This is a genomic window from Sulfidibacter corallicola (assembly GCF_017498545.1).
Taxonomy (GTDB): Bacteria; Acidobacteriota; Holophagae; order Acanthopleuribacterales; family Acanthopleuribacteraceae; genus Sulfidibacter; species Sulfidibacter corallicola.
The window spans coordinates 6,811,308-6,829,811 of the sequence record NZ_CP071793.1; the positions used below are offsets into that span (position 1 = coordinate 6,811,308).

General features: G+C 57.1%; 17 protein-coding genes. 11 read left to right on the plus strand and 6 right to left on the minus strand.

Translation table 11 applies throughout. The features are described from left to right. The gene (locus J3U87_RS21155) at positions 1 to 510 is read right to left on the minus strand and encodes an ABC transporter substrate binding protein (RefSeq protein ID WP_237377768.1); all 510 of its coding nucleotides are present in this window, start codon (positions 508 to 510) and stop codon (positions 1 to 3) included. Between the two features lie 1,685 nt (positions 511 to 2,195). On the opposite strand from J3U87_RS21155, the gene J3U87_RS21160 reads away from it, so the two are divergent. The 8 genes from J3U87_RS21160 to J3U87_RS21195 all read left to right on the plus strand — a co-directional run bounded on the left by J3U87_RS21160 (position 2,196) and on the right by J3U87_RS21195 (position 11,326). Continuing rightward, positions 2,196 to 3,668 carry a peptide MFS transporter gene (locus J3U87_RS21160; protein WP_237377769.1) on the plus strand — a complete coding sequence of 491 codons (1,473 nt, stop codon included), beginning with the start codon at positions 2,196 to 2,198 and terminating at the stop codon, positions 3,666 to 3,668. Between the two features lie 262 nt (positions 3,669 to 3,930). Then, positions 3,931 to 5,196, plus strand: a complete 1,266-nt coding sequence (locus J3U87_RS21165; protein WP_237377770.1) for an MFS transporter — start codon at positions 3,931 to 3,933, stop codon at positions 5,194 to 5,196. A 330-nt stretch (positions 5,197 to 5,526) separates the two neighbouring features. Next, on the plus strand, positions 5,527 to 6,021 hold the full coding sequence (locus J3U87_RS21170) for a hypothetical protein (protein ID WP_237377771.1): 495 nt from the start codon (positions 5,527 to 5,529) through the stop codon (positions 6,019 to 6,021). Between the two features lie 1,149 nt (positions 6,022 to 7,170). Then, positions 7,171 to 7,638 (plus strand): hypothetical protein, encoded by a 468-nt coding sequence (locus J3U87_RS21175; RefSeq protein ID WP_237377772.1) that lies wholly within the window; start codon positions 7,171 to 7,173, stop codon positions 7,636 to 7,638. Positions 7,639 to 8,230: 592 nt separating this feature from the next. Continuing rightward, complete coding sequence (locus tag J3U87_RS21180) at positions 8,231 to 9,310, plus strand: quinone-dependent dihydroorotate dehydrogenase (protein WP_237377773.1); 1,080 nt, start codon at positions 8,231 to 8,233, stop codon at positions 9,308 to 9,310. Between the two features lie 182 nt (positions 9,311 to 9,492). After that, positions 9,493 to 10,050 carry a NifU family protein gene (locus J3U87_RS21185; protein WP_237377774.1) on the plus strand — a complete coding sequence of 186 codons (558 nt, stop codon included), beginning with the start codon at positions 9,493 to 9,495 and terminating at the stop codon, positions 10,048 to 10,050. A gap of 128 nt (positions 10,051 to 10,178) precedes the next feature. Beyond that, the gene (locus tag J3U87_RS21190) at positions 10,179 to 10,376 is read left to right on the plus strand and encodes a hypothetical protein (RefSeq protein WP_237377775.1); all 198 of its coding nucleotides are present in this window, start codon (positions 10,179 to 10,181) and stop codon (positions 10,374 to 10,376) included. A gap of 5 nt (positions 10,377 to 10,381) precedes the next feature. Next, positions 10,382 to 11,326: an HD-GYP domain-containing protein gene (locus J3U87_RS21195; protein ID WP_237377776.1), complete on the plus strand. Its 945-nt coding sequence runs from the start codon at positions 10,382 to 10,384 to the stop codon at positions 11,324 to 11,326. Between the two features lie 104 nt (positions 11,327 to 11,430). Here the strand turns inward: J3U87_RS21195 and J3U87_RS21200 are convergent, their stop codons facing one another. The 5 genes from J3U87_RS21200 to J3U87_RS21220 all read right to left on the minus strand — a co-directional run bounded on the left by J3U87_RS21200 (position 11,431) and on the right by J3U87_RS21220 (position 14,721). Beyond that, entirely contained in the window at positions 11,431 to 11,751 is a 321-nt protein-coding gene (locus J3U87_RS21200) for an indolepyruvate ferredoxin oxidoreductase subunit alpha (protein WP_237377777.1), read from the minus strand. A gap of 124 nt (positions 11,752 to 11,875) precedes the next feature. Continuing rightward, positions 11,876 to 12,529, minus strand: coding sequence for a lipoate--protein ligase family protein (locus J3U87_RS21205; protein ID WP_237377778.1), 654 nt, complete (start codon positions 12,527 to 12,529; stop codon positions 11,876 to 11,878). 460 nt (positions 12,530 to 12,989) lie between these two features. Beyond that, a complete protein-coding gene (locus tag J3U87_RS21210; RefSeq protein ID WP_237377779.1) occupies positions 12,990 to 13,322 on the minus strand; it encodes an STAS domain-containing protein in 333 nt (110 codons plus the stop codon). 184 nt (positions 13,323 to 13,506) lie between these two features. Then, positions 13,507 to 14,040 (minus strand): MogA/MoaB family molybdenum cofactor biosynthesis protein, encoded by a 534-nt coding sequence (locus tag J3U87_RS21215; RefSeq protein ID WP_237377780.1) that lies wholly within the window; start codon positions 14,038 to 14,040, stop codon positions 13,507 to 13,509. 108 nt (positions 14,041 to 14,148) lie between these two features. Further along, positions 14,149 to 14,721 (minus strand): NAD(P)H-dependent oxidoreductase, encoded by a 573-nt coding sequence (locus tag J3U87_RS21220; protein WP_237377781.1) that lies wholly within the window; start codon positions 14,719 to 14,721, stop codon positions 14,149 to 14,151. Between the two features lie 406 nt (positions 14,722 to 15,127). Here J3U87_RS21220 and lpxC point away from each other — a divergent pair, with 406 nt between their 5' ends. The 3 genes from lpxC (at position 15,128) to J3U87_RS21235 (ending at position 18,161) form a co-directional block, all read left to right on the plus strand. Beyond that, the gene (gene lpxC, locus J3U87_RS21225; protein WP_237377782.1) at positions 15,128 to 16,036 is read left to right on the plus strand and encodes a UDP-3-O-acyl-N-acetylglucosamine deacetylase; all 909 of its coding nucleotides are present in this window, start codon (positions 15,128 to 15,130) and stop codon (positions 16,034 to 16,036) included. A 243-nt stretch (positions 16,037 to 16,279) separates the two neighbouring features. Further along, complete coding sequence (locus tag J3U87_RS21230) at positions 16,280 to 17,104, plus strand: DUF4388 domain-containing protein (RefSeq protein ID WP_237377783.1); 825 nt, start codon at positions 16,280 to 16,282, stop codon at positions 17,102 to 17,104. A gap of 79 nt (positions 17,105 to 17,183) precedes the next feature. After that, a complete protein-coding gene (locus J3U87_RS21235; protein ID WP_237377784.1) occupies positions 17,184 to 18,161 on the plus strand; it encodes a HAMP domain-containing protein in 978 nt (325 codons plus the stop codon). Positions 18,162 to 18,504 lie beyond the last annotated feature (343 nt).

The following is an 18,504-nucleotide window of genomic DNA, read 5'->3' on the forward strand; positions in this document are numbered from 1 at the left end:
TCATTCCTCGATTTTAATTTTTCCGCTACCCTCGGGAATCTTCAGTTCGAAGCGCGAACTCACTTTGCCGTTGATCTTCAATAGCAAACCGCCGCCCTCGCCGACCAATTGACCACAGGCGCCACCCTTGAATGCATTTTCGGCCGAGGTAAAAACCGGGATTCCCTTCTTCACGGTTTGTTTGACTACGAATTTGATGGAATTGGTTCCGGTAACGATTCGGTCCTCGACCAGGTACACGAAATCGACATCGAAGGATTGGAGGTTTCTCATCGCCGGAGCGATCTCCCGAATAGAGTTGACCGGCACGCGCACGACCATCAGACCGTTCTCGGTGCTCGTCTTTTGAATGGCGGCTTCCACTGCGGAGTCACCCGCTTTGAACAAAATCGCCACGCGTGTGGAATTGGGCATAACTTCCTTGATCAAGCTTACATGTGAAGATAAGCCGTTTTGCGCAAAAACGCTGGATGCGAAAAAAAGGACTATCGGCAGCAACCCGCGTACCACGAACAAACCCCCTTGGAAACAGCACATGCACCAAAGTCTTCATCGACTTTCGTGCGGATTACATGAGAAATGATTTTGGGCACGCATTGGAAGAATAACGAGGATTATAGCACTCCATGCTTCCAACGCCTACCAATAAGGAATCTCGAGCCGAAACGCGACTCGCTGAATTTGCATTGCTTGAGGATGGTCGCCTGATCGAGGGCGCCGGTGCGATCTCGGCGTGTGCCTTCGGGGCGGTGGTTTCCGGGTCGGGTTGGCGGAGCCGTCGGCGGTGATCCGGACAGGTCCGTCGAGGATGGCGATCGAGGTGGCCGCAGGCCTTGGGATGGTGGCGCGCAATCGCGTGCCTCCGCCACATCTTCCCGGTGATGCGTACCGGATCGGCGCAAACCCCCGTCGCCGTCCGAAAGCCGAAGCGGGGTTCCGTGTGGCGCACGTTGGAGAATCGCGCTGAGATGAGGTGCCGGTCGACGGGAGTGCTCCCGCCATGGCCTTTTTCCCAGGGTCTGCTTGAAATCCGGATGAAGAATGTGGGCTTGGACTTACGGCCTCCGAGTGGGGGACCCTACCTGGTAGGGATGTCGAGTGGATGTGCGGAGCCACGATGGCGGCGGTTTGGGGATGCTCAAGGCGCTGGATCGCAGAAGTGATGAAAAGAGTGGGAGGAATGCCCGCTTTGGCCTTTTGAAGTTGAAAAGGGTTGAGATTCGGGTGGCGGTTCGACCGCCGGCAAGCTCAGCTCATTGAAAAAAGGTCGTGGCCCGGTTCATCCACAAGCGTTGTTCTTCTTTCGTCATGCTGGTTGCCGATCGCTTTCCATGGTGTCGATGGGGATGTGCGTTGCGCGGATGCCCCGGGTGAATTCGGCGTGGGATTCCATTCCACCTCGTGTGCCACGGCTCGGGAAATCAACCGCCGATTTGGTTGCTGCTCGAACGTCGAGTGGTGGATGAACTGAACCTAAAGGGAGCCAATCGCTGGCGGGTGGTTTCTGTCGATCATTGGGGGGCAACGGTTTGAACGAATGCTCGAGTGCGGTCGATTCCGCTGGTCGCGCCGCTTTTCAGTGGTGCCGTTTCGATGGCCTCACCGCGGTGGCCCGATCTGGGTGGATCCACCTCGGCAGCTCCTCCCAATCCGTTGAGTTCCTGTTTCTCGGCAAATTCCTTCCGCGCGAGTCGCGCGTTTTAGGTCGAATCGCACCGGTCCTGCAATGTAGAGGCATCGGGCGCGAGTCGTTCGGCTCATTAACACCTGAACCAATTTTATGCGTCAATGGGGGCAGCATGCAATAGGCTCTTTTTATTTGGTTTGTATTGCTGGAATTGCGCTTTTTCGGGGGCTTGTAATTTCTTCCGGAGAGAAAGGGCTTACCTGTCGGAGGTAGCTCACGTGATTGGCTTCTTTGCTCTTGGTTGCTGACCCCGCTCGTGCTGGGTTATACTGCGGGTCGTTATTGTAAGTGGGTAGCAAATTTTTTGTTACGCGAACTACTCGCGGTCATGGGCTCTGGGCCTCTCCCCGTTGGAGTTTTACGCACCCGGTTTCAGCCCGGCACACCGGTTCCGAGTCGGTTTTTGCTCCCCCAATCTTTTGATTTTTTTTGTCGACGCTCCATGCTTCGGTATCGAGCGGCTCCGGCTTCATTCTGGGAAAAAGAAGACTTTGAGGGTATCAACACTATGACAGAGGTCAAACACAGTCACCCGCGCGGCCTGTATGTGCTCTTCATGGCCGAGATGTGGGAACGTTTCAGTTACTATGGCATGCGTGCGCTGCTCGTGCTGTACTGCGCCAAACAGCTTTTCGCACACATGGACAATCCCGATAGTGAGGCCGTGGCGGTGTATGGGAGTTACACCGCGCTGGTTTACCTCACACCGCTGATCGGTGGCCTGATCGCCGATCGTATTCTGGGTTTTCGCAAGGCCGTGATTCTCGGCGGCATTTTGATGTCGATCGGACACTTCGTCATGGCTTTCGAACAGGAACAGGTTTTCTATCTGGCCTTGGCGTTCATCATCGTCGGTAACGGCTTTTTCAAACCGAACATCTCCAGTATCGTCGGTCGTCTGTACGACGAGGGCGATGCCCGCCGCGACGCGGGTTTCACCATTTTCTACATGGGCATCAACCTGGGCGCCTTCCTGGCGCCGTTGATTTGCGGGTACGTCGGCGAGCAGATCGGTTGGCACTACGGTTTCGGGCTCGCCGGGATCGGCATGGTCCTGGGTCTGCTGCAGTTCATCTACGGTCGCAAGCATTTGAAGGAACGGGCCGAGCCGCCCGATGCGGATGCCTTGAAACACCAGGTGCTGCCCGGGGTGAACAAGGAGTGGGCGGTCTACATCGGCTCCTTCCTCGCGGTATTCGTCTTCTGGCAACTGGTTCAGCTCCACACCTTCGTGACCTACATGCTGGGTACCATCGCGGCCCTGTCGGTACTGCTCGTGGCGGGTTACGGCATCTCCAAGTGCGAGCGTATCGAATCCCACCGCCTGTTCGTGGCGTTGGTCCTGATCATTTTTTCCGTGCCTTTCTGGGCTTTCTTCGAGCAGGCCGGCAGCTCCATGAACCTGTTCACCGACGAATTCGTCAATCGCGTGATGTTCAACTTCGAGATTCCGGCCTCGGTCTTCCAGTCGGTGAACTCGCTGTTCATCCTGCTCTACGCGATTCCCTTTTCCATGCTGTGGATCTGGCTGGCGGAGCGTGACAAGGAGCCCAGCACCCCCTTCAAGTTCGGTCTGGGGATCGCCCAGGTGGGACTCGGTTTCGTGTGCCTCTGGTACGGCGCCACCACCGCCAAGGACGGCGGCCAGGTCGCCATGGTCTGGCTGATTCTCGGCTACATGTTCCACACGACGGGCGAACTGTGCGTTTCCCCGGTAGGGTTGTCGATGGTGACGAAGCTGTCGCCGCAGCGCATCACCGGCCTGATGATGGGGATGTGGTTCCTGTTCACCGCCTTCGCCAACAACCTGGCCGGTATCATCGCCAAGTTCACCACCGGTGGAGAAGCCGCCGAAGCCGGTTCGGGCGTCATGGCCTACGGCAGTGTCTTCGGCACGGTGGCCGGCCTGGCGTTCGGGTTCGGATTCTTCGTGCTCGTGATCGCACCGCTGCTCAAGAAGGGTATGCACGGTATTAATTAATGTTTCCATGGAACCCGAATCTCGCGATTCGGGTTCCGCCCTCGTTTGATTGGTCGCCACCATCGCGGCTATTTCTCCCGGGATCGGTCCGCCTGCCGGCGGCGATCGGGAATTGTTGCGCTCACGACAGCGCTATCGGGTTATGATGGCGGGATTTATTTGTCATCCGGCCGGCTGCCGAACGAGCGCGCTTCTCGCGATCGACCGGCAATTTGATAGGCTGCGCGGCTCGTGGCCGGATCGAACGAGGGATTGAGATTCATTGCGAGCGTATTGGCGTGTCCTGAAAGAACATCCCCACTACCGACGGATCTACGTGTCGCGGACGATCTCGTTGTTGGGCGATTGGTTGAACCTGCTGGCGCTGCTGGGATTGCTGCGCGAGTTGGGCCACAATCGCCCCGAACTCATCGGCGCGCTGTTCATCGTCAAGCTGTTGCCCGCGTTCCTGGCCGGGCCGGCGGCCGGGGTCGTGGCCGATCGGGTCAGCCGCAAGTGGATCATGATCGTTTCCGATCTCGTGCGCGTCGCCGTGGTCTCCGCCTTCTTTTTGGTGCCCTACTTTCGCGACCAGGCCGTCGTCTTCGTGCTGGGCCTGGCCCTGGTTCAAGCGGTCGCCTCGGCCTTTTTCGAGCCCGCCAGAACGGCTTGCCTGCCCCAGATCCTGCCCCCCGAGGACCTGACCACGGCCAATTCGCTGGGGGCCCTGACCTGGTCCGTCATCTATGCGTTGGGCGCAGCCCTGGGTGGACTGATCACCCAATTCCTGGGATGGCGGGTGGCCTTGGCCCTCGACGTGTCCACCTATCTGTTTTCGGCGGTTTTCCTGGTGGGTCTGCGATTACCCGTTCGGCCGAAGCGCATCGAGGCCGTCCATTGGACGCGCATCCTGGGCATTCGCGACGTGTTCGAGGGCTTGGGATACGTGCGGTCCCGGCCCCTGATCGGGTACAGCCTGTGTCTCAAGGCCGGCTGGTGCATGGCCGGGGGCGTTCAATTGCTCCTGACCCTCTTTGGCGAACGGGTCTTCAACTTCGGTGGCCATCCCGATCTGGGCACCGCCTTCCTGTTCACGGCGCGGGCGGCCGGAACCGCGTTCGGACCGATCATCGCGCGGCGTTACAGCGGGGAAGACCTGGATCGCATGTACCGCGCCGTGTGGTACTCCTTCTTTTGCGGCGGTTTTTTCTACATCATGCTGGCGTGGGTACAGCACCCGGCCGCAGCTTTCGCCACCGTCTTTCTGGCGCACCTCGGTGGCAGCACCGTTTGGGTCTTCTCCACGGTCCTGCTGCAGCGCCAGGTACAGGATCGGTTCGCGGGGCGCGTGTTTGCCGCGGAACTCGGCCTGGCGACGTTGATGATCTGCCTGTCCACCTTCATCAGCGGGGCCCTGATCGAACGATTGAACGTCGGGCTTCCCCTTCTGGCGGTCCTGCTCGGCAGTGTCATCCTGGTGGCGGGTGTGGTGGCTGTCTGGCGTGGCAGAAAATACCGCGTCGAGATGAGGCTCCCCCAATCGCCTTGAATCGCGATTGGGCGCGGACTCATCCAGGACGAATTTCGAGGTCGGCCGACGGTCGTGGCGACCGGGGCGATGCAATCCGTGTCCCCTCGATGGCGTCGCGGTGCGGCGCTGTGGCCCCGGGAACCGGAGAGGGCTCGGCCTTCGCCTGGGAACGGGAGCCAACATGTTTGAAAAAATAATGTTGAGTCGGTAATCTGGTGGATGCGATCGGCCGCCGCACGGCGACGATCGGCCGGTCGGACCGGTGGGAAATGCTTTGAGTTTTGGGGGTAACTGTGTCATTCTTTTGGAAATTGCAATCACTTCCATCCAACTCTCTTAGGTGACTTCATGACCAAGGTGCTTTTCTGTACCGGGAAAAAGAAGCGTGTGAAAGCGGTCCTCGATTACTACCTCGAGTTGGAAAATGCAAAGAAGATCGAGATCCTGTCCCATAAGATTCAAACCAAGAAAGCACTGTTTTTTGCCTATGATGAGTTGCGCCTGCTTTTTACCGGTTCCACCAAAGACGCGGCTCCCTTGAAACTGCTTCAAGCGGTGGAATACTATGCGTTTCGCGATCAGGCCCTGGTCTTGATGGATTTCGAGAGCCCCACGGCTTCCGACGAAATGTTGAAGGTAAAGGTGCTGACCCTTTGTCATCCTTATATTGCAAAAGGAGTGCGTTGCAAGGTGACACTAAAGGTCAAAAAAGAAACCGAATTTCGCGTGTTTTATCAGGTTTACGGCCAGTTGAAAGGCCCCGTGGATTCGGTATTGGCTTGCCGAGATCAATTGGCGAGCGACAAATTGCTGGATCGGGACAAGACCAGTTTCGTCTTTTAAGGGACGTTCCCGGCGCGATCCAGTGTCGATCCGGAGACGCGATAGTCGTCACTTCCAAGTTGGCGCGTCTGGATGGGCGCGGTATCGGCGTCGCAGGAGCTATCCCTTAGCAAGGCTTTTGGTTTCATACGATTAGATGAAAACTGGCACTCGGTGGCCGAGACCGGTGCCAAGCCCGTTCAGGGGGCATCGTTTAAAATCCGCCGTTTCTGGATGGACAATATCCAAGACCGCTGGGAATCGGATCCGCGATGGCGTCCCCGGCAGGCATCCGAAAAACCCTGGGAAAGCCGGGCGATACGGCCGTGGTTCGACTATGGTGTCGATCTTTGTCTTGGACCTCGAGTTAAAAACGTAGACAGGCTTGCGGCGTTTTTTTTACGTGTTTCGGTAGTGTGTTTGACCTGACCTGGTGGAAAGCCTTGGGGAAGGTCTTGCCGGGCGTCAAACCGTATCGTTGTGAGGATGTAGGAGAGCGGGTCGGCCCTATGAAATATGATTTTTATTGAAAAAACTCTATTTTTGGTCATTTAGGTCATGCCTTTGCCGCTAACTCGAGATTGGCATATTAGGGCTATGGCTTATTGATTTTGAGAATAGACTCTGAGGGCTTTAAAAAAGGACAGTGTGTGAAGGAGGGTGTCGCTGTGAATCTTGGTGAAGTTGGAAAAGAGCGGTGGGGATGTTTTTTTATGTGGCCATGTCAGATCCCGCATTTTTTGCGGGAGGTGATCTAGTGAAAGTAAGGGGTCTGTGCTCAAGCGTTTGGAAATGATTGAGATAGATCGAAGAGACGTTCTGCTGTGGTTCTGTTCGGTTTTCTGCGGTTGGCACTTTGCGGCATGCGCGAGCCTAGTGCTAGATGTATTGAGATTTTCATTAGACTCCATCAGAATCATTCTCTTCTTAGAGATCTCAATAAAGCGCTCGCTGTAAGTCAAACACTGTGTGGACGCCGGCTGTTTTGCCACCCAACCGATCGTCAGTGCCACTTTGGAGCATTTAATCAAGACATTCAGGAGGGCGAAGTCTATAGGAGCTTTGGATTTAGTTGTATGGAATATAATAGAAAATGGCCTATATTGATTGACTTTCGCATTACCCCTTTATAAGATCAGGGCGTTGCATCACCTTATTGAGGAGTGAAAAGTGGGTAAACTCAGGACAGAGCCCAAGCATAAGAGCTTTCTGAAGCAAGAAGAGTATGATGATTACCTTGGCATTCTTCAGGAAGCCCAGCGAGCGGCTGAAGATAATAATGTTTACTGGGACCTTGAGAAAAACGAGAAGGCAAGCCAAGTGAAAAAGGCCTTTCTTTACGTTTCTCGCAAGGAAAATATCGACGTCACTATCCGCCAAGTGCGCGGTGCCAACAGTCTGGCTTTCCACTTCAAGAAAGGCAAGGCTCAAGGCGGTACCCGTATGTCGGCAAAAGAATCACGGGCACGGATTCTCAAATGCCTCAAGTCCGCCGGTGTTCCTCTCAAGAAGAATCAGATCATCCGCGATACCGGTATTTCTGCTTCTACGTGGAACATTCGCATTAAAGAGCTGTTGAAAAGCAAGGAAGTCAAGCGCCAGGGCGACCGTCGTGATACCACCTATACCGTCGCCTGATGTGCACGTTTCCATTTCGATTCCAATGACAACCAGGAGGGGCGCCGCGCGTTGAAACCCATCGTCGGTTCACGCCGCCCCTCGAGTCATCTGGTCGGGTCGTCATCTGAAATGCGACCGAATGGCGTACCGAGGCGCCGACTTACCTCATCCGGGCCGGTTCGAGCATCATCGAAAATCGATGACGCCGAGAAGCCCCTGATTCCGCGATACCGGGTCGCCCTGGTGCGTGAAGCGATCGCGCTACGTGGAGATCGGCGCTTCCGGCGCGCGTTCCGCGGATTCCGGTGCCTCGGTGGTACCCCTCGCTCGCGATCTCATCCGCCTGTGCGTTACCAGCTCGACGACCGCGCGTCATTTCCATCTTAATAATGAAGGTGGATGGCCCGAATCAGGTTTCTCGTTGACAAATCGCTTCGGATACCTTTGATTAGCATGGTTTGCACTTTTTGCCGAAGCGGCTTGCGAGCGGCGTGGGTTTTCCCCGCCGCCTGGTGAACCGCAGGCCCGGGCTCCGAAGCCGGGTCGATCGCCGGCTGTATGTCGGTTGTTCGCAGAGATGATGGAACCAAGGGAAGCCAGGGGGTAGTGGATGCTGTACGAGGCCGTGTTGAAGCGATTCTTTTTCTGTCTGGCGCCCGAGACCGCCCACGACCTGGCCGTCACGGCCGTTTCGAGTTTTCTGGGCGCGGCCACCCTGCCTCTGCAACTGCCGCGAGCGCGCTACGACGCGGCGCGCATGCGCACCGAAATGTGCGGCATTCCGATCGAGAATCCCGTTGGCCTCGCGGCCGGCTTCGACAAGAACGCGCAGATGTTCTCGCGGCTCGATCGGCTGGGATTTGGATATGCCGAGATCGGTACCGTAACCGCGAAAGCGCAAGCGGGCAACCCCAAACCCAGATTGTTTCGGCTCCCCGAAGATCGGGCGCTGATCAACCGGATGGGTTTCAACAACCACGGTGCCGATGTCATCGCCGAGCGATTGGCCTCGAAACCCTCGAGCATCCCCATTGGCGGCAATATCGGCAAATCCAAGGTGACCCCGCTGGAGCAGGCGGTCGAGGACTATACTTACACCTTCAAATTGCTGAAGCCGCTGGTCGATTACTTTGTCGTCAACGTCAGCAGTCCCAATACCCCCGGCCTTCGCCAACTCCAGGAGCGCGAGCCCCTGAAAGCCCTGCTCGGCGCCTTGATGGAGCTCAATCGGGAGCCTCGGCTTCCGCTGCTGCTCAAAATCGCACCCGATCTGAACGAGTCGCAGCTCGAAGACATCGTGGACGTGGTCGAGGCCACGGGGGTGGACGGTGTGATCGCCACCAATACGACGATCGAGCGCGGTGGTCTGAAAACGCCGGAAAGCCGGGTGTCGTCCATGGGGGCCGGCGGTTTGAGTGGTCGACCCCTGCGCGAGCGGGCGACGGAGGTCGTACGCTTTTTACGGGAGCGACTGCCCTCGCGGGTGAGCTTGATTGGCGTGGGCGGCATTTCCAGTGGTGCCGATGCCTACGAGAAAATTCGGGCCGGTGCGGCCTGTGTCCAGATCTATACCAGTTTCATCTATCGCGGACCCGGCACCGTGATCTACATCCTCAACGAATTGGATGAACTGTTGCGGCGCGACGGCTTTGCCACGGTCGGAGAGGCGGTCGGTGCCGACCTGCGGTGATCGCGTCGCCGCCGCTTCTGGTCAATTTCTGGAATTTGGCTTATGATGGGAAACAGGCCCGGGTTGGTCCTGATTGATCGATGGCGACCCCATTTGGTTTGCGGAGTGTGTGCGCCGTTCGCGCGCGCAATCCGGAGATCAAAACACGGCAGCTCGTCCTGCCACGATACAGAGGTGTCCCCATGAGCGCTGAGACTGTGTACATCACCGCCAACCCGACTCCCAATCCGGAGTGCATGAAATTCATCGTCGATCGCCAGATGGTCGAGGGTGACCCGGTTTCCTACGCCAAGCCGGAAGAGGCGGAAGGGAGTCCCCTTGCCGAAAAGCTATTCGCGTTGGACGGAGTCAAATCGATCTTCGCCTTTCAGAATTTCGTGTCCATCACCAAGGTCGACGAACTGGTCTGGCAGCAATTCGCCCGCGAGATCGGCCAGACCATTCGAAACCACGTGCAAAGTGGCGTTCAGCCCCATTTTCGACCCGCCCAGCGCCGTGAAGACGAGGCCCATTCGGACGAAATCGTTCAAATCCGCAAGGTTCTCGATGAAATCCAACCTTACGTGGCCGCGGATGGCGGCAACATCTCCTTTGCGGGCTATCAGGACGGAGTCGTTCAGGTCTTCATGCAGGGGAGCTGCAGTGGCTGCCCCAGTTCCACCATCACCCTGAAGGCCGGAATCGAGCAGAAACTGCGGGCGGTATTGCCGCACATCAAGGAAGTGGTCGCCATTTCCTGAGCGATCCAAAACAGGTGCGTCGCGAACGCGGCGCCCGATTCGTCACGGGTTGGGTCTTGTCCCTGCTTTCGCGTGGACGAATGCCCCCGGGTTGACTATAATGGCCCCATCCTTTTTGGGAGTAGGTGATGATCAATCTCATTTTTACCGCTCTTTACGAAATCGTGATGTCGTTGCGGGTTACCAGCCTGCTGCAATTGATGGGCATCGTTATCGTGGTTTGCCTGATGTCCAGCCCCGGTGCCTGCGCCACCGTGATCGGTATCAGCGCCAAATTGGGCATCGCCCAACACGCCATCAACAAGGGTAAAGAGAAGAAAGCCTGATTTCCATGTGGCAGCCGGTTGAAGACCTGGACGAAATCAACCGCTCGATCGTCAAGCTGGAGCAGGACTTTCTCGCCGTACTACGGCGGCGTCTGAAGCCGGAGCGCCTGATCGCGTCTCCGGCTTTTCGCCATGTGCTCGATTGGGTCGACGAGCACCCCTATCAGGCCGCGTTGATGACGCGTATCAAGAGCAGTCACGCCATGACGCCGCGTCACGGTGTCAACGTGCTGCTGTTGTCGCGCGCTTGGATGTCCTGGGGTCACAAGTTGGGCGCGATGGCCGACAAGCTGTCGGTCGCCGCCTTGTTCCACGATTTGGGTCATTGGCGTCCGGAGGATCTGGTCTACACCTTCGGTTATTTCAGCCACGAAGAAATGAGGCGCATGCGCAAGCACCCCTTGTTGGAGGGCGAGCCCGCCGCCGAGGACGGCGGCCCCTTGGCTGACCCCGACGTGCGTCGCTTCATTCGCGAGCATCACGAGCGCCCGGACGGCAAGGGGTACCCGGCAGGTGTCCGCGATCCCCATCTCCTGTCCCAGGTGCTGCACATCGTCGATTGTTTCGAAGGGTTGACGACCGAGCGGCGCTTTCGGCGACGTTATTCCCATTTCGAGGCGTTGAAGACCATGGGGCGTTGGGCCGGGTATCATTTCGATGCCGGGCTGTTCAAAAATTTCCTGCGCTTTTGGGGCGAGCACCCCTTCGGCAGCTTCGTCAACCTGGTGAACAAGGGTGTGGCCATGGTGCTGCCCGACCCGGAGCAGGGCGAAGGTTTGACCTGCCTGCTGTTGACGAATGTCGATGGCGACGCTCTGGCGGAGCCGGAGCCGATGCGGGTTGGAAATGGGGATGTCGAAGGAGAAGCGCCACCTTGGCGCGAACAGCGCTTGCCGGAAGGTTGGCGAACCGCCCGGCCCGATCTGATGGGGTTGCCGCGGTCCTACTGATTGCGAGAGGTGGGTGGCGGGATTCGGGAAACGAGTCGCGCGAATCCCGCTGGTGGCGAGCCGATGTGGGGTATCGGCGCGCTCGTTCACCTCGCTGAATGGATCTAGAAGCCGAGTTCGGCCTTTCGATCATCTGCCGTGGGGAGCGGATCCTTTTGGTCGGTGATGGGCTGTCCGCCCTCGTCCTTGATCCGAGCCGCCTCGTTGGTGTTGAATTCCAACGCGTCTTCTTCGTTGTCGGGGATCTCGTCCTCGGCATATATCGCTTCGACCGGGCATTCTGCAACGCATGCCGAACAATCGATGCACTCATCGGGATCGATGACCAACTGCTTTTCCATTTCATAAAAGCAATCTACAGGACAGACTAGGACGCAGTCGGTAAATTTGCAATTCAAGCAGTTACTGGTAACGACATGAGTCATATGAGCCTCCAACTCCCGGTATTGAAACTGATCATCATACAAAAAACCACGAAAGGGAGCCAGTTGTAAATGGTCAGTTGAGACTTGACCTTAATTGAGATCGGGTCGCAAAAATGCTTGTCTCTCAAGAGCTTGCCGCCCGGTTGGCTCGGTCGAGTTCCCGTTGGAGGAATGGGCGGAGGTTTGAGCGTAAATCCGCTGCCAGCGTTTTTGCGTCGATTTGCACGCCGTTTTCCCGCAAGCTGGTTACAAAATCCGCGTGAGCGCGGCCCTGACGGTAATCCGGTTCCTTGGGGGGGTATCGCAGTACTTTTTCCATCAGGTCGAGATCCAGGTCCACCAGCAGCGAAGCCTGGTAGAGCAGGTATTGTTTTCGTCGATAGATCGAGCTTCCCAGGATTTTTCGCTGGCCGATGGCGATATCGGAGATGCCGCGTTCCCGGTAGTCCAGATCCGCCCATTGGCCAAACACGGCCATCAGGGCCCGGTTCACCGCCGAGAAATAGCCCAGATTGTGGAAGGGATGGACCACATCCGCGTGAATCGTCACGACGATAGTGTTGGGTCCCAATAGGACGGTCCCGCCTCCGCCCTTGCGTTTGTAGAGCGGGATGTGGCGCTCGCGAAGGGCTTCGATGAAAACCTCTTTTTCCGGTTTCCCGCTGGCGCCCATGACCACGTGCGGGTGGTCGGGTATGGAGACGGAGAACTGCAGTTCGCCGGAAGCGAGGGTCCGCAGTTCTTCGGGGTAGGGTTGCCAAAGGGTCTCTTTTTTCATGGGTCGGATCCATCCTGAATCAGCGAGTTTTTAGAGGGTGCCTCCGAGCTGGCTCGGGGTGCCGTGCAGCTAGGTCTCGGCTGCCGAAAATCGGGATTCAGCCATGAAGCGGAATAAAGATGTCGGCTGAGGCTGGATACCCGATGGCTCGCCCGTGCAACCAAGCCAACGCGGCAGGTGCGATCTTTCCGTTCTGTGGTCGGAGGCGAGGCATGCCCCGCCGGGAAGGAAGCGTCCGCAATCCGTGGGCGAAGCAAGCCGAGACGCCACGTTCGGTCCCGTGTCGCACGATCTGGCTGTTCTCCATGCCTTCGGCAGGGTGTCGCAAGCGCCGACGCCTTTCCTGGGGATGCCCTTGTTGGTCGAGGAGATTGTCGGACTGGAGGGATCGTGGTCCGGCTTCGATGCTTCGCGTCGTGACGCGGGGGTCACGGCCCTGAATGCGGTGTCGTCGCGCCGCCTAGAGCGCCTGAATGGCGTCTTCGACCGTGTCAAACGTCTTGATGTGATTTTGCAGTCCGGTCAATCGAAGCAATTCCTTGATCTTGGTGTTGGTGCGGGCCAGGACGAGTTGCCCGCCGACCTCGTCGAGCGATGTGTAGCCGCCGGCGATTTGGCCGATTCCCAAGCTGTCGATGTATTTGACGCGGGTCATGTCCAGAACGATTTGATGCCTGTTGCGGGCAATTTGTTCGCGAAAAGTATCGGCCAATTTTTGATCTGAGCCGATGGTCACCATTCCGTCGATGGCGATGATTGTGATGTCGTCTACGTCGCTGACCTGAATGTTCATAGTCCCGTAACCCTTAATTAATGGTTAACTTCTCTCTTCATCCTATCATTGATTGGCATCCCAATGTATCCGGAATGAACCAGAAAATCAACCCGACTCACGGCGCCGAGCGCCAGGAGTCGGGTGATGGCGAGCCGGTGTGGCGGGGTGGGGGAGCGGCCTGGAAAAGTGGTGCTTCGAGGCCTCAGTCCGGTGTCGATTCCACCGGGTCACCCACGGTTCCCCTGAAGTTGCAAGGCTTGCTGGTATTGTCGATCTGATGCAGGATGATTTTTTCCATGGCCAGGCGGCATGCGTTGGTGGAACCGGGTAGGGCGAATACGATCGCATGGCCGCAAAGGCCCGCTTCGGCCCGGCTTTGAATCGTGGCCGGACCGATTTGCGCGTAACTCAGGTGACGGAACAATTCGCCGAATCCGGGGATGCGCTTGGTGTAGAGCGGAGCCAGGGCTTCCGGCGTGCCGTCGCGAGGCGTGAACCCGGTGCCGCCGGTCAGGATGACGAATCCGCAGGTGTTGGATGCCACTAGTTGGGCCACACGCTCGCGGATCTGGTCCGGTTCGTCTTTGATGATGGTGTGGAACACGACGTCGTGACCCGCTTCCGCGAGGGTTTCGCGCAGATAGCGGCCCGATGTGTCGGTTTCTTCGGTGCGGGTGTCCGATACGGTGATGACCGCGACCTTGGCCGGGCGGAATGTCGCGTCGCTGTGATTCATGATTGCCTCTCCGTGTCGATGGGGCGGTTCGGGACTCGCGTCGCCCGGGGCCGACCCTCGTGTTCTGTGGGGTTCCGTTGGGAGTCTTTTCGGGTGCCTGCGCTGGTGTCAGAGGGCGTCGGCCAGCTCCACGAGCTGGTCCATGCAGGCTTGCTTGATCTCCGGCGAGCCCGAGGAATTGTAGAGAAAAATCTGGGAGACGTCTTTGACGCCGCAGAAATTGAACACGCCCACTTCTTGAATGAGGCGCATGGCGTCCTCGAGCCTGGGGTCTACGTCCTCTTTCTTGTTGCCCAGTGAGCAGACGAGGATGACCTTCTCGAGTTCCAGCATGCCGCGAGTGCCCTCGGGGCCGTAATCGTAGGCGAAACCCCTGGCGAACACGCGATCGACCCAGCCCTTCATGATCGCGGGCATGCCGTTCCACCAGACCGGGTAGAAGAAGGTCAGGGCAGCGCTCTTTTTCAGTGTTTCGTGGATGGCGGTGACGTCTTCGGGCAGGGGTTTGCCGAAGAACTGATTGAAATCATCGCCGTGCATGATCGGGTTGAAATCGCTTTGATAGAGGTCGTACGTGGTGTGCTCGTGACCGAGGCGGTCCAACTGAGCGGTAAAATGGTTGAGGAGTTCTTGGGTCTGGGAGCCGGGATAGTGACTTGACAAAACATTGGTGACGAACATGGATCCACCTTGACGATTGTGAGGGGTGTACCGAGCCGAAGCTGTGGCCTGGCCGGTGGCGTTCGGGCGTGCAGGCTGAGTCGGCGGGATCGGGTTGAATGACAGGCCCTATCTTAGTCGATTCGTCGCCGATGCGCGAGTCCGCCGCCGACCCGATTGCGCGCGGGGGTGCGGGCTCCTTCCGGTGCGGCGTGGTTTGGGTGTCCCGGTGGCAGGATCGGGGTTTCGGGCATGATTTCGAGTTGTGTCAAAGGTGGCATAGATCACCGTGGGGTTGTGGTCGCAGCACCACAGCGATGTGTGGTATTGTGACCACGTTGTGTGTTAACAGGTTTGAATTCAGTGATTTGGGTGTGGTTTTTTTGTTGGCTTGAAAAGTGCACTGTGGTGCCGCTGGAGGAGTTGCATGAAAAACCAAGCCACAATCAGACACGAAGTGCACGCCGTAGGAACCGGCCTTCATTCCGGAAAATTGGTTCATATGACGTTGCGTCCCGCACCCCCGAACACCGGGATCGTTTTTGTGCGGACCGACCTGCACGGCGCCTACGTGAAAGCCTCCGTCGAAGCGATCGATTTCGAGATGTTGCAATTGGCGACCACCTTGAGAAACGGAGATGTGGTCGTTCAAACCACCGAGCACCTGCTATCGGCCCTTTTCAGTGCCAACGTAGACAACGTCATCGTCGAGATCGACGGGCCCGAGGTTCCCATCATGGATGGCAGCTCGGCGCCGTTTCTGGTGCTTTTGGACGAGGCCGGCATCAAGCGCCAACCCGTCCCCGCCAAGGTGCTCAAGATCGTCAAGCCCTTTTCTTTCGAGGCTGGCGGGAAAAAAGTCTGGGTGACCCCTTCCGGTGATTTTCGGGTCAGTTACGAAATTCGTTTCGATCACCCGCTGATTCAGCGTCAACGCAAGACGATGAACGTACATTCGCGGGAATACGAGGAGCAGGTGGCTCCCGCCCGCACCTTCGGTTTTTTGCGGGACCTCGATTACCTCAAGAGCAAGGGGTTGATCCAGGGCGGCAGCATGGACAACGCGATCGTGCTCGATGCCGATCGCATCTTGAACGAAAGTTTGCGTCTCAAAGATGAATTTGTCAGCCATAAAATTTTGGATATGATCGGAGATTTGGCGGTAGCCGGTGTTCGGTTCCAAGGCCATTTCCACGGATACAAGGCGGGCCACGAAATGCACGCACGGTTCCTGCGGGCCCTGTTGGCGGCCGAGGACTGCTATGTCGTGGTTCAGGACGGCGCCACCTTGCCGGCGGCCTTCGCTCCGGCGGGCGACGTGCCTGTCGCCGTGTGAAGCTTCGTTCAGTCACAGTATCGATTCGGCCCGGCAAATGGTTGGGCCTTCGAAAAAGAGCGCTCCCGAGGTGGAGCGCTTTTTTGTTGTCTTCACGAAAGAACTGTGCCTACGAGATTGCGCTGCCCGTCGTCGCCTCTTGCGGCAAGTGCCCCTTATTTCTAGGGTTGGGCCTGATTTAATCCAGTTGACAAGCCGTGGGGCTTAAGTTAATTTAGGGCAAAGCTCAAGCTAGGATGTTGTATGGCGATTGAGGGAAGCCTACAGAGCGTCGATATTCAGGATATCGCTCAGCTTTTGAATATCAATCGTTCTACCGGCCTCTTGCACATCGAAAGTGACGCCGTCAAGGGCGTTCTTTTTTATCGTGATGGCTCGGTTATCAACGCGGAAGTAGATGGTCTCACCGGTGACAATGCAGCTTATGTTTTGCTGGGTCAGAGTGAGGGCCATTTTCATTTTGAAATAGCCGAACACAGTTCCGACAAGTTGATCTCTCGTTCGATCAACGATTTGGTTCTCGAAGCCGCGCGCCGCAAAGATACCATCAAGCGAATTCGGTCCAGTATCAGCCACGATAACATCGTCTTCCTGCCATTGGTGGACGTGCGAATTCCCAGTCAACGTAAATCGTTTTCCGAATTCGAAATCAAACTGTTGAGCATGCTGGATGGCCAGACCGACTTGAAGGAAGTCATCGGCAAATCCGGCGCATCGGACTTCGAGGTCGTCTATGTGGTGTACGAACTCGAAAAAAAAGGTCATTTAAAGCGCGTCGATATCTATAAATTGTTGGAAGTGGCGCCTCTGAAAAAGCTGTTCGGCAAAAAGACAGAGGTGCAGATTCCATCTGGAATCGTCGACGAGTGGTCGAAAGAATCGGTTATTTATGGCGAATGCAAATATGCGGAAATTCGCACCCAAAAAATGACGTTCGGCCAAGTGGAAATGTCGACCAAAGCCAATAATGACGAGCGTAAGGTGTTCATGCCCAAGAACATTATGGCGCAGTTCGAGGTGAGCCCTGGGGATCGTGTTCTTGTGAAACCCATTCTCTATCCCAATTGACGCGGCTCTGTGCCGTTCCTTTTTCTTCAAGTAATTCGAGAGAGGTTCGATACACGAAGCAGGGCCAGGGAGGATTTTAATGGAGCAGCGCGATCAAAAAGACCCGGGTCATCGTGATCGGGAAAACAAATTGGGAACGGGCAATCACCCCGATCCTCGCGCCCTTTTGGGAAAGATCGAACTCTTTACCAACGAGGTCGGCAAAACGTTCGAGGGCATCTTGGAATCCTTGGAACGTCTTCAAGACGACATCAAGCAGCTCGATCAACTGAAGCAGGTGGCGGTCGTGGCCGAGCAGATGCTCAGCGGCCAGATGAGCAGCCATGTGGACCTCGAGGCCAAGGGGGAAGTGGGTCGCCTGGTGAATGCCATCAACCAGACCCTGGACAATTTACAGCAGCTCGACAAAACCGTGCACCAGGAGACCGGCAAGGTCCCCGAGTTGGCTTCGCACCTGGACCAGATCACCAAGGAAACCGAATCGGCGACCCAGCAGGTCTTGGAAAAGCTCGACGAGATGATCGAGGGTTCCGAGCTTCAGACCAACAGTCTGCAGACCCTCAAGCAGCTCGCGGCCCAACGCCTGGAGATGGACAAGGAAGCCAAGCACGGCGTCGACCAGTTTCTCGAACATCTGGGCAGTGGCGAAGATCGCGAGGCCGTGCTGCAGGAAGCGCTGGACTTCGTCGCGTTGATGGGGGAACAGTCCCGCAAACACCTCTCCAAATCGGAAGAGGTCATGGCCGCCATCGAAGACGCCAACATCCAGGCCGAAAACCTGATGAACTACTCCTTTGACATCATGAACCTTCTACAATTCCAAGACATTACGCGTCAGAAGGTCAGCAAGGTCATCGGCTTGCTCAAGGAAATGCAGGCCGGCTTGTACCGTTTGTTGGGCATTTTCAACATTGAGACGGAGACCGACGACGAGTTGGTGCTGACCGAGGAACACAAGGCCACCCAGGACCGCATTTTCGAACGCGACGCCTTGTCCTCGGATGTCGAGGTGGTCAACGTGGACCAGATCATCAAGGATTTCCAGAAATCGGGTTGAGTTTGCCGCCGTCGTCGAAGGTGGTGAAACGCGTTGTTCGGATGGGATCGAACCGGGCCGAGCATCGTCCGCATCCGGGACTCGACTTGGTTTCGACCGGAAATCGAGGACGCCGGGATGGCATCGGTCGAGGCCTGGGGGGTTCGGTCTTCTCGTCCCTTTCGGGCGGGTCGTCCCGCCGCCTTGGATCGGCCCCGCTTTGGGCTCTTCGATCGGTCATTCTGTCGACCCTTCGACAGGCCCTCCTACCGGCCCTCCGACAGGCCCTCCAGCCGGCCCTCCTACCGGCCCTCTTTCATCCCTACAGCCTTGGAAATACGATATGATAGGAGCATTGCACTAC

What these genes read in the sequence shown, in the direction of transcription:
- J3U87_RS21160 (WP_237377769.1), top strand. Translation starts at nt 2,196, where the DNA reads ATGACAGAGGTCAAACACAGTCACCCGCGCGGCCTGTATGTGCTCTTC.
- J3U87_RS21170 (WP_237377771.1), top strand. Translation starts at nt 5,527, where the DNA reads ATGACCAAGGTGCTTTTCTGTACCGGGAAAAAGAAGCGTGTGAAAGCG.
- J3U87_RS21180 (WP_237377773.1), top strand. Translation starts at nt 8,231, where the DNA reads ATGCTGTACGAGGCCGTGTTGAAGCGATTCTTTTTCTGTCTGGCGCCC.
- J3U87_RS21185 (WP_237377774.1), top strand. Translation starts at nt 9,493, where the DNA reads ATGAGCGCTGAGACTGTGTACATCACCGCCAACCCGACTCCCAATCCG.
- J3U87_RS21190 (WP_237377775.1), top strand. Translation starts at nt 10,179, where the DNA reads ATGATCAATCTCATTTTTACCGCTCTTTACGAAATCGTGATGTCGTTG.
- J3U87_RS21195 (WP_237377776.1), top strand. Translation starts at nt 10,382, where the DNA reads ATGTGGCAGCCGGTTGAAGACCTGGACGAAATCAACCGCTCGATCGTC.
- J3U87_RS21200 (WP_237377777.1), bottom strand. Translation starts at nt 11,751, where the DNA reads ATGACTCATGTCGTTACCAGTAACTGCTTGAATTGCAAATTTACCGAC.
- J3U87_RS21205 (WP_237377778.1), bottom strand. Translation starts at nt 12,529, where the DNA reads ATGAAAAAAGAGACCCTTTGGCAACCCTACCCCGAAGAACTGCGGACC.
- J3U87_RS21210 (WP_237377779.1), bottom strand. Translation starts at nt 13,322, where the DNA reads ATGAACATTCAGGTCAGCGACGTAGACGACATCACAATCATCGCCATC.
- J3U87_RS21215 (WP_237377780.1), bottom strand. Translation starts at nt 14,040, where the DNA reads ATGAATCACAGCGACGCGACATTCCGCCCGGCCAAGGTCGCGGTCATC.
- J3U87_RS21220 (WP_237377781.1), bottom strand. Translation starts at nt 14,721, where the DNA reads ATGTTCGTCACCAATGTTTTGTCAAGTCACTATCCCGGCTCCCAGACC.
- lpxC (WP_237377782.1), top strand. Translation starts at nt 15,128, where the DNA reads ATGAAAAACCAAGCCACAATCAGACACGAAGTGCACGCCGTAGGAACC.
- J3U87_RS21230 (WP_237377783.1), top strand. Translation starts at nt 16,280, where the DNA reads ATGGCGATTGAGGGAAGCCTACAGAGCGTCGATATTCAGGATATCGCT.
- J3U87_RS21235 (WP_237377784.1), top strand. Translation starts at nt 17,184, where the DNA reads ATGGAGCAGCGCGATCAAAAAGACCCGGGTCATCGTGATCGGGAAAAC.